The sequence below is a fragment of the Vibrio sp. R-1 genome, assembly GCF_035615595.1.
In the GTDB taxonomy this organism is placed as follows: domain Bacteria; phylum Pseudomonadota; class Gammaproteobacteria; order Enterobacterales; family Vibrionaceae; genus Vibrio; species Vibrio cholerae.
Map to the genome: position 1 here is coordinate 1 of NZ_WPDC01000100.1, position 10,869 is coordinate 10,869.

8 protein-coding genes are annotated in these 10,869 nt (G+C 45.2%); 3 read left to right on the top strand and 5 right to left on the bottom strand.

The annotated features are described in order from the left end of the window. Positions 1–541 (top strand): putative inorganic carbon transporter subunit DabA (locus GOU96_RS15355; protein WP_324701999.1); only part of this gene is annotated, 541 nt, incomplete at its 5' end. A gap of 44 nt (positions 542–585) precedes the next feature. On the opposite strand, the gene sodC is transcribed toward GOU96_RS15355, so the two are convergent. The 3 genes from sodC to GOU96_RS15370 all read right to left on the bottom strand — a co-directional run bounded on the left by sodC (position 586) and on the right by GOU96_RS15370 (position 3,282). Further along, positions 586–1,101 (bottom strand): superoxide dismutase [Cu-Zn] SodC, encoded by a 516-nt coding sequence (sodC, locus tag GOU96_RS15360; RefSeq protein WP_267781764.1) that lies wholly within the window; start codon positions 1,099–1,101, stop codon positions 586–588. A gap of 39 nt (positions 1,102–1,140) precedes the next feature. Then, positions 1,141–1,677, bottom strand: coding sequence for an ankyrin repeat domain-containing protein (locus tag GOU96_RS15365; protein WP_162809245.1), 537 nt, complete (start codon positions 1,675–1,677; stop codon positions 1,141–1,143). A 93-nt stretch (positions 1,678–1,770) separates the two neighbouring features. Further along, on the bottom strand, positions 1,771–3,282 hold the full coding sequence (locus GOU96_RS15370) for a catalase (protein ID WP_248441760.1): 1,512 nt from the start codon (positions 3,280–3,282) through the stop codon (positions 1,771–1,773). A gap of 447 nt (positions 3,283–3,729) precedes the next feature. Here GOU96_RS15370 and GOU96_RS15375 point away from each other — a divergent pair, with 447 nt between their 5' ends. Next, the gene (locus GOU96_RS15375; protein ID WP_076025503.1) at positions 3,730–4,170 is read left to right on the top strand and encodes a YkgB family protein; all 441 of its coding nucleotides are present in this window, start codon (positions 3,730–3,732) and stop codon (positions 4,168–4,170) included. Positions 4,171–4,254: 84 nt separating this feature from the next. Here the strand turns inward: GOU96_RS15375 and GOU96_RS15380 are convergent, their stop codons facing one another. Further along, the gene (locus tag GOU96_RS15380) at positions 4,255–8,832 is read right to left on the bottom strand and encodes an SslE/AcfD family lipoprotein zinc metalloprotease (protein ID WP_267781767.1); all 4,578 of its coding nucleotides are present in this window, start codon (positions 8,830–8,832) and stop codon (positions 4,255–4,257) included. Positions 8,833–9,136: 304 nt separating this feature from the next. Continuing rightward, positions 9,137–10,012 carry a LysR family transcriptional regulator gene (locus GOU96_RS15385; protein WP_032473336.1) on the bottom strand — a complete coding sequence of 292 codons (876 nt, stop codon included), beginning with the start codon at positions 10,010–10,012 and terminating at the stop codon, positions 9,137–9,139. A 108-nt stretch (positions 10,013–10,120) separates the two neighbouring features. On the opposite strand from GOU96_RS15385, the gene budA reads away from it, so the two are divergent. Beyond that, a partial coding sequence (budA, locus tag GOU96_RS15390) for an acetolactate decarboxylase (protein ID WP_324702000.1) occupies positions 10,121–10,869 on the top strand: 749 nt, incomplete at its 3' end.

The window sequence follows — 10,869 nt, forward strand, 5'->3', positions numbered from 1 at the left end:
AGAATGGGGTCTGACCAACAATGCCGCTTTTATCATTGCACCGCGCCAACGTTCAAAGCAGGCGAAACTCGATGGTCGAGTGTTTTTGCATGAATACCAACCGGAGCGCGATCCCGAAGGGCAATTACTGACACAAATTATGACGGCCCCAATGCTGGTCACACACTGGATTAACATGCAGTATTTTGCCTCCACCGTCGATAATCGCCGCTTCGGCAGTGGCAATAAAACCTTGCATAATGTGGTGGGAGGAAATATCGGTCTTTTTGAAGGCAACGGAGGCGATCTGCGCTGTGGCTTAGCCCTGCAATCGCTGCATGATGGCCAAGGGTGGCGACATGAAGCCTTACGCCTCACTGTGGTGATTGATGCGCCACGCGAACGGATTGAGCAAGTGATGGCTTCACACCGCGTGGTTGAACATTTGGTTAAGCATGAATGGCTCTATCTGGCCCGTTTTGCTGATCAAGGGATTGAGATGTATCGCCAAGGCACTTGGCAACGCATCACTCAGCCCAGCTCAGATTCCAGTGCGAGATAAAATATTGTTGGCCATCTAGGATGGCCAACAATATTTAAAGCGTTTTATAAACCAATCACACCACACACGATGCGCGCACCACCTCCACCCAAGGGCATTGGATGGTCGGAATGGTTATCCCCGCCCGCGTGGACCATCAATGCTTTACCTTTTACCTCTGCCATTTTGAAGCGGGATGCCAAAACGGGTTGATTTGCTTGGCCTTGCGCATCCACGTACAAAGCTGGGAGATCGCCCAAGTGATTGTTGTTGGTCCACGGATAGCCGTGTTTTCCCGTGTTTTGCGGATCATAATGCCCACCCGCAGCGCCACCTAATACGGTTTTGCCATCTTTGGACGAGGTTTCACATGAGCCATTCGCGTGTACATGAAAACCGTGCAAACCGGCTGGCAAGCCAGTTAACTGCGGAGTAAAGACCGTACCATACTCGCTATCAGTTAAGGTAACGGTGCCCACGGATTGGCCAGAGCTCAAATCCGTCATCACCACGGTCATTTCTTGCGCCAAAACCGAAGAAGAAAAAAACGCGGCGACCGCAAACAAAGTAAATTGATTCATGATGGATATCCTTATTGAGGGTTTGAGAGTAAGACACAGTTAGTTGAGAGGTCGTGATTGAGTGGAAGACGACACAGCCAATTTTTCTTGATGCAGCGCTTTTAACGTCTCAGATTGACCGTACAACTCAGCAAATTCTTGCACCGAGAGTCCCGCTTTATTGCGAAGGTTATCCGCACACTCTGCTTGGTATAAAGCTCTCGCGATTTGGATTTCCCGCTTCAGTAGAGCTCCCATTAAAGCCGTATTACCACGTTTATCTTGCAAACAAGCATTCGCTCCAAAGCGTAGTAAAAGTTCCACGGTTTGTGCGTTGCCTTGGTAGGCAGCAACCATTAATGCGGTATAGCTCTCCGCATTTCGTTGATTAATCGGAAATCCAGCGGAAAGAAATTCATTCACAACTTCGTCATTCCCTGTCCTTGCTGCTGCGAAAAAGAGTGAGATCAGAGACTGGTACTCTTGGCTTGTATCTGACCGTGCAGTAAAAGACGGCTCCGAAGCCGCTACACTCAATCTAAAAGGGGATAGTACTAATAAGCCGATTAGGGCGAGCTGCCATAGCCATTTCATCATTCCTCTCCTTTGCCATAGTGAATGCCCCACAAGAGCCCTATTTTCTGGGCAGAAAAGAGCGGATTTATCTCTTGCGGGGCAAATTTTTATCGGTTACATCGCGGCCAGTTTTGCCACTTGTTTCAAGTCGGTATTGGTCGCACGAGCTAAGCGAGTACCGTAATCCTTATCCGCTCGGTAGAAATGGCTGACCATAGTGGCTTTGATCTCTTTGTCAGTGACTTTGTTTAAATCACCCGCCAAGTTGGCGATGAGGTCTTGTTTGTCCTGCTCATTTAAGCTGCGATAGAGCACACCTGCTTGATAAAAGTTACGCGGATTGCTGATCGCTTTTTGCTGAACACTTCCAACCAACTGCGTTTGTACCGCTTTAAATTGAGGGTCCTCTTTCAATTCAAGCTTACGACTGGGTTGGTAGTTAATGTCTGAAGCCATTTGTGCACTGTTACTCGCGCCCTCTTGGTTATGGCTGTTCACCTCAACCAACGGGCGGTTAATTGGCAGTTGGAACAAATTGGCACCTAAGCGATAAAGCTGTGTATCGGCATACGCAAATAAACGCCCCTGCAACAGACGGTCTTCCGATGGCTCAATACCAGGAATTAGGTTTGATGGCGCAAATGCCGACTGTTCGGTTTCCAAAAAGAAGTTGTCAGGTACTTTGTTCAAGGTCATCGTACCGACTTTCTTCTCCGGCACATCCAACCATACCTTGGTGGCATCTAAGCCGTTGTAATCCAGTTTGCTCAGTTGTTCTGGTGTCAACACCTGTACATAAAGATCCCATTTGGGGTGATTACCCGCGTTAATTTGTGTGTAGAGATCATTCGTTAAATGGTTAAAGTCCTGTCCTTGAACTTTGACGACCTCATCAGGGCGTAAACTTTCAATTCCTTGCAAGCTTTTCCAATGGAATTTCACGTAGTTCACATCGCCTTTTTGATTGATCCATTTATAAGCATGAACGCCAAAACCATCCATGGTTCGATAGCTTGCCGGTGTACCTAAGTTGGTATACACCCAAGTCAACATATGTGTAGACCCTGGCTCATGACTGAAAAAATCAAAAAAGCGATTCGGATCCTGAAGATTGGTGACGGGTGATGGTTTCAGCGAGTGAACCATATCCGGAAACTTGATCGAATCACGAATGAAGAACACAGGCAGGTTGTTCCCTACCAAATCCCAGTTGCCTTGTTCGGTATAAAATTTGGTCGCAAAACCTCGCGGATCGCGCAGCGTTTCTGGCGAACCTTTTGAGTGAATCACCGTTGAAAAACGCACAAATACCGGTGTGATTTTGCCTTTGCTGGTAAACGGCGCTGAGAGTGTCAGATCACTAAAATCACCGGATGCGACAAACTCACCATGTGCACCTGTTCCTCTGGCATGCACTACCCGCTCAGGAATACGTTCTCTGGCAAAACGCTGCAATTTTTGGATCAGATGAACATCTTGCAGCAATACACTGCCATGCTCACCTGCTGTGATGGAGTTTTGGTTATCGCCAACTGGCGCACCGTTGTCTCGCGTAAGAGTTTGTGCCTGTACGGATACCGCCACAAAACCCATTGAAATAATTAAAAAGCTTTTTGACATATGCATGGTTGCTCTCCAATGCGACCTGCCATTCTGACCGACGTTGCGGAGAATGAAGAAATCAAAAGCTCTTTTCTGCCCAGCGAGAATATAAGGGTAAATAACCCTTTTCACTAAATGGGAAATAACGATGAATTTAATAGAGAAAATCGATTTAAACGAAAGTTTTAGATGACTTCTCATATTTTTACTTATCAACCGTCATTATTTTAAGTCAATATTTGTGATATTGGTTCACAGAATTATTTATTAGAGATGGTTAAATTAGCTCTCTATTCTCGGGCATTTTTTAAGCATACCGGCTGTTTTTTTAAACTGGTTATAACTCATGTCCAAATACGATATAAAAGCGTGAATGAATTTTTCAACCTCTCAGGTCATCTCCTTTGAACCAGCAAATGTGAACTCATTTTTGCTCAATAATTCTTTGTATATCTGTTTAAAGGAGCTTTCATGCACGACTCGAAAACGCACAACCTAACAACTCAATACGGCTATCTTATCGGTGTGTTGGGGGTATCACTGATCTTGATTTGGTTGGGGATTTACAAATTTACCCCCACCGAAGCCAAATTAATCGAGCCTTTGGTACTTAACCACCCCTTGATGGGCTGGACTTACCAATTTCTCTCCGTACAAGCGGTTTCTAACCTAATTGGTGCGACAGAAATAATAGTAGGGATTGGTTTATTGATTGGATTACGCTCTTCTAAAGTAGCTTATTACTTTGGCATTGCGAGCGTGGTTATTTTTATTAGCACTTTAAGTTTTCTGATCACAACGCCTGATACTTGGAAGATATCGGATGGGATTTTGGTTCCAAACTTCTTTTTATTGAAAGATATTCTCTTTTTAGCGGTAGCGATTCACGTTATTGAGAAAAATAAAGTGTAGTCATTAAGTCAATATTCATTGTCCAAGTGTTGATGTAAGCCTATCTATAAAAAAATAGAGCGTCGATTGACGCTCTATTTTTATTCACTCAACCGATTTCTGGCTGATCTGATTAATGTTTAACGGATCTCGGCTCGGTTTAGGGTAGTTTTGTGCTTTAACTCGACTCACCCCTGCCTCGGTCACCCCACCTTCATAGTAGGGTTTTGGATCATTGGGATAGATAAACGCTTTGCTACCCGGATTCCACGTTTGGAAAAACTCGGTGAGATCGGTTTGCGCGGCATAGGAAGCACAAAGCATCAGTTGATCACTTTTACCCAACCCTGAAGGTTGGCATAAGTTCTCTCCTTTCAGTGTCATTAGGCCATCGTCTGCATTACGGGTTAAACGGTGCATCAGTTTAAACAGGTTCCAACCTTTCACTCCATCTTCTTGGCTGTAGTAAGTCGGTAGTTCACCTGAATACCAGCGTTCAATTTGGAACTCCGTCTCGGCCCACTCTTTAAGTTGGGCAAACATCACCAAGCGCTCACCCGCACCGCCCGCACCCCATGCATGGCCGCGCTCCATACTCACGAATTCAGGAGCAATACGAATGTCTTGTTCAACACGAACCATCTTTCCTAAGTGACGATCTTGCATGTAAAGCGCCAATAAGTTGTTGACTACCTCAGTAGCACCATCAACGTTGAATGGCGCTTCGGCCGCGTTATGCCCTACTTCATGCCACAATAACCAACTATTTAGTGGATTGGTATTGAGGCTTCTGCTTGTGGCATTAAAACTGGCATTCATTACTGGATAGCCAGAGTGCGCAGCACCAATACTGATCGCCACATCGTTGACAAAGTGATGACGATTGTTCGGATTACTTTCACTGGTGGCTTTTCGGTTGCGCAGTCCATCGACTCCTTCGTCACGCGCATAGAAATCGTTGAGATCAAGAGCGAACCGATCCAAATCTTGGGCAAATTGAGCAATGCCGCCAGTATAGCCAGAAGCATTTAAGTTCTCTTTTGGCGCAGTAAACACAAAACTGTTGGAAACCACTTCACCGATTGGTGCTGGGGAATCTAGCCCATTTTCCCACTTACCCTCTTTATACAATGGGGCATCAATCGTTCCAGTGAAAGTCAGTGTCACTTGCTCACTGTTCCCTCCTTGAGCATAAATCAAACCGCCATAAGGCACAGTAAAATCATGACTCGCGGCGTTTCCACCACCAATCACGAAGGATTTGGTCATTCTTGGTGGACGCTTTAAGCCAAGCTCATGCTTCTCACGCCCAGTCAAATCATCAGCCAGTGCAATGGTGATTGTCACAGGAGAATCTTCTCCAGACACGGCCACACTGAACTCTTGCTGCGCTACAGCCCATTGACCCGTTGGCTGACGATTACCCGCAAACCATGCCGTGGTTTGGTTACGCATATCCAAGATTATTGTTCGGCCTTGAGAGCCCTTGGCTTCTCCTGGAAAAGCACGTACATCCACTTTGATGTCTAAATCCCAGAATGAGCGTCCCAACATCAAACGAGTCAGAGGTTTTTCCATATAGTTTAATGGGTAACTCGGGTTCATTTGGCCGGAATACTCACCTTCACCATACACCATACCCATTTGATTCAGTTCTAATTTCAAATCTGTTGGGCATTGGGTATTTCCGCCTGCCACATCATTGGTATAGCAGTTTAAGAACTCAGTGAAGCGCTGAAAGCCTAGTTCATCATCATGTCCTGCTTCATAACGATAATCGAGATCGTTCCACAGCCAAACCGTCATGTTTTGATAGATGCGGTTGAGATCGACACTGCTTAAGCGCTCACCCTGCTTACCTTTAGTGCGGAAATAGCGTTCATGTTGATACAAAGCTTCAATGTTAGTGCCTAGATTGGCGGCTTTGATCATCGCTTTGGCTTCTTCATCACCCAGTTTTAGCTCGGTATAAAATGGGACATGCATACCGCCTCCCGTCGGGATAGCATTACCAGGGCGGTATTCCAAACAGTTCACTTCGTAATGGTAGTGGCTATTACTGCATTCTTGATAAGCCAGTTTCCCATCTGAAGTGACGAAAGCATTGAGAATACGCTGCTTGGCAGCCGCTAAACTTGCTTCGTTGAGCACGGGCTTCCCGCTCTCGTTGTAGATGATCTGCCCTTGCTCGTTTTTTTGCCAATGATCCGCTTCATAGATGAAAGCAACTTGCTTAACCAACGAACCTTCACTGTTTTTCTCTAGCCAACTGGCTACCTCTAGGTTGGGTTTATCATCCGGCTTACCTTCAATAATAAACGTCCACTCAACCGTGCCATCTTCTTTAATCGTGTATGGCAACATCGGGGCTGCACCATTCCCCCCTTCTATCGCGGCATAACGTTCAAGTACCCATATACCATGTTGACGTTGATTACGTACGCGATCTGGGTAACCACCACTCGGACCATTACCATTCGCTATCACACTTGATCCCATGCCAAAAGCAATGCCAGCACTATCGAGTAAGCGCGTCATCTCCCCCGCATTAGCTTGGTCGATGATGGTTTCCATCATCAGTACATTGCCGCCACGATTAACGTAGTCGATCAGATTCGTGACATCGTCTTGGCTCATTTTCGGCTCGTCAGTATCGGCACTCAACGGCAGATCATAACTTCCCATCCCTCTCAATCCACGATATTCATAACCATTGAGGATCACAACAGGCAGAGTTTCTGGATCTAGTCCTTCAAAACTCGTCAGCGTCTCTGTGCGCGCAGCAAATCGTGTATCCAAAATAAATGGCGCTGAGCTACCCATCACTTGTCCATGACGCTTGAAATAGACGTAAGGAATATTCGTACCAACCGTCAGTTCGGCCGAATTTTTTCCAGTCAGATAACGCAACACATTACTGAAAAAATTTCCCATATCATTGCTGTCAGAGCTTGCGATACATTCGCCTTGATGGTTTACGCCACCATTCCAACTAAAGCCATTCGGGCAAACTAAAACGCTGTTGTAACGCGAGTTACCGATTACCATCACTTTTCCTCGGCCAAGATCACCGACGCTAATAAAAGGCAAGTTAAACGTTGCGGTCTCGGCAGAAACTTTCTCAGGTTGAACCAGCGAAGGCGCTTCTGTAATGAAAGCTAAACCTTGATCATCCCATGCCTTCGGTTTACCAAAATCAATCCAGTAGTTGTTATCGTTTCGTGCCATCAAAACAGGGAAAGCCGTATTGGCGATGTTGACTGCCGCTTGTCCACGTGCATGACCGGTACTACCGTAAAAATTGGTACTGTCATGGAATACATGGAAGCGTTCCACTTTTTTCCATCCTTGTTTCTGCACTTCCTCTGTCGCGCCCCAGAGTTTTTGGATGTCCGCCAGAATTCGGCTCGCTTCTGGATCCACGGCCGATTTCGTCGCAAACGTTGACCACATTTGTGATGCACGACTGGGGTTTAAAGCTTGATCAATTTCTGCGGCGATCCCTTGGGAAAATTGCTTGTGGAACTCTCCTGGCACCGTTTGCTTTTCACCACCTCCGACATCCAGCTCGACATCTTCATTACTGAGCGACAATGATATGGCTTCATTCACAACATTCGGGTATTGAGAAAAAACTTGGGTAACTTTATCCGAAAGTGAAACTATATCGCCGGAAATATTGGCATAACGCAACACTAAAGTTTCTGCATTCTTCCCTGCCCATTCAGAACCTAACTCATTTAATTTAAAGGTATTTTTATTGCCACGAATATGACCAAGCTCAAAGGTATCAATCGCAAAACTGATCGTATCTCCCCACGAAAATTCAAAGCTGCCGTCTCCCGTGGCTTGCCCATTTTTATTAATACCAGTCACACCTCGACTGTGGTTACTGAAATAAGCTATACCATTCACCGGACGACCCTGACTGTCCAATAATTGACCTTGACTTAAAATGATTTCTGTAGGCTTATAAACCAAATTCTCTTCAGCATTCGCTGAAACAAAACCGCTGTTTAAATCGTTTGATGCCCCCGGAGTGACCGCAGGTGGAATATCGGGAACATGGGTTGAAGGTTGTTTGTCCACTTGGTTATCGTTGCTGATTTTTTCGGTAATCAGTTCACGAAACTCTTCAGCAGGCATATCTAAATTATTTCGAAGGTAATTTTGAAAAGTGAGTGAATCACGGGATGATTCGAAATTAAAATCAATATTTTTCCCTTGCAGATTACCCATGTTTTTGATCAAAGTTTGTAGATTGGCTTGACGTAATACAGACTCTTTGTACTCATCGGCATTCGTCAGCGTAAGTAATTCCAATCCACTTGGTCGAGCTGCCATGCGTGAATTCGGAATGTTGAAAGGAGAGCTAAAGGTGGCTAACGTTTGACCATCCAATGTACACACTACATGGTCTTTCTGTTCAACTGAAAACTGGTTGGCAGGTTGATCATTACACTGCACCGATTCACCAAACATCAAGCTACCATCTAAAGAAAGACGAGAAATAATTATTGGGTCATCAACTCCGATATCGGGTAGTTCCCCCCCCGTAACTGAATCATCTTCACCAATATTAGGAATATCAGGCTTAATAGTATCGGATGGATTAGGAATCGAATCATGATTACAACCAGCAATTGCTAGAGCAACCATAATAGCGGTTAATTTTATTTTCATATTTATCATTCTTATGTATTTAAATTTACCAAAATTACAGTAAGAAATATTTAATCTTTAAGCCTATTGTGTCAATCGATACGGTATAGGACTTTTCCCACAATGGTAAAGTAGCAAGATAACACAGAATGGATTTATTTATTTCATACCGATTTATTATTGATAAGCGCAAATAATTAATAATTTAAAAACAATTTACATCGATGCACATTCTATAAATAAAAAATAGAATAAGAACATCCTCAATGACTTGGAATTGCAGGTAAGTATTAAATGAATCGCGATGTACAATTAAGCGAATTCATTACCCCATACACGCAATGCAGCGATTGAGTAAGGGGTGGTGATGTCCGGCATCGGAAACGATAGCAACCTGACTGACAAACGGCATATCTTGAATCTTCTTCACCACCACCGAATGGTCAAGATGCTCTGTGAGCGATAAAGGAACGATCGCAATGCCAAACCCAGCTTGCGCCATAGTAATTGCCGTTCTTAACTGTGGCGCAGCATACGATCGCGCGATATTGACACCGGCTGCGCTGAATGCGGCTTCAATATTGTCGTACAGGGCCGGGCCGACCTCTCGTGGAAACATCAATACATTTTCATGGTTAAGCTGGATGAGCTGAATCTTTTCCACTTCCGCTAACGTATGCACGGCGGGGATGACCGCCACAAATGGGTCATCAAATAATATCTTTCGCCGTAGCGCTTCACTGGCATAACAAGGCAAACGCATAAATGCGATATCCAACTGTTTTTCTTGGATCATTCTAGCCAACTCTGGCATCGGATGTTCTACGGCGATCAATTGTAGATCTGGAATCGTTTCATGCAGTTGGCGCACTTTTTCTAATACCACAGAACTGCTGGCGGTTGAGGCAGCAAAGCCTAAACGCAGTTCAAGATGCTCTCCCCTTGCCCTTTGTCTAACTCGATCTTTGGCTCGTTCAACTTGTTGGAGAATGCTGGTCGCATCCTGATAAAAAAGCTCACCGGCGGGCGTCAACTCAACGCCTCGTGATAATCGTTTGAAAAGATTGACGCCAAGCTCTTCTTCTAACTTTTTGATTTGCTGACTTAAAGGTGGCTGGGCTATGCCAAGTTGCTCCGCCGCACGCGTGAAATGTTTTGCCTCTGCGACGGCCGCAAAGTACTTCATGTAACGAAATTCCATTAACCACCCATATATTTTCTATATCAAAATAAATCTTATTTATATTGGATTTTGCGCCACTAAGAAGTCAACCTAAATATACACACAGATTCATATTAGAGTTGACTTATGAACCCTTTACTCTCTGCCCACTGTTCATGCTCACAAGAGATTGCTCAGCAATTTGCCCACTATCAACACATCAGTGGTGAAGGCGAGATTTATCAAACCTCATTGATGAGCGCCTTAATCGCTGGGGTTTATGAAGGTGCAACCACCATAGCGCAACTTTTAGAACATGGGGACTTTGGTCTCGGTACGTTTAATGAACTGGATGGCGAATTGATCGCATTTGATCGGCAAGTCTTTCAACTGCGCGCTGATGGTTCTGCCCAACCCGCACATCCTGAGCAGCAAACGCCTTTCGCCGTTTTTACTTTTTTTAAAGCGGATATTGAGCTGCCCATTACCGAGCGCATGACCCGTGAACAAGTGCATCAGTTGATTGACCGATTAGTCCCAAGCGACAACCTATTTTGTGCGATTCGCATTGATGGCACCTTTCCAAGTGTGCAGACCCGTACTGTACCTAAACAGCAACGGCCCTATCGACCTATGTTAGAGGTGGTTAAACAGCAGCCCGTTTTTCGTTTTCAACAGCAACATGGCGTGATTGCGGGATTTCGCAGCCCGCAATACACCACAGGCATCAACGTGCCCGGCTACCACGAACATTTTATTACTCAGCAACGTACGGGTGGCGGGCACATTCAAGATTACATCATCCGTTCTGGATTCTTACAAATTGGGCGAGTTTCGCGTTTGGTGGTCGACACTCCGGTGTCTCGTGACTTTCTTGAGGCGAACCTCACCCCTAA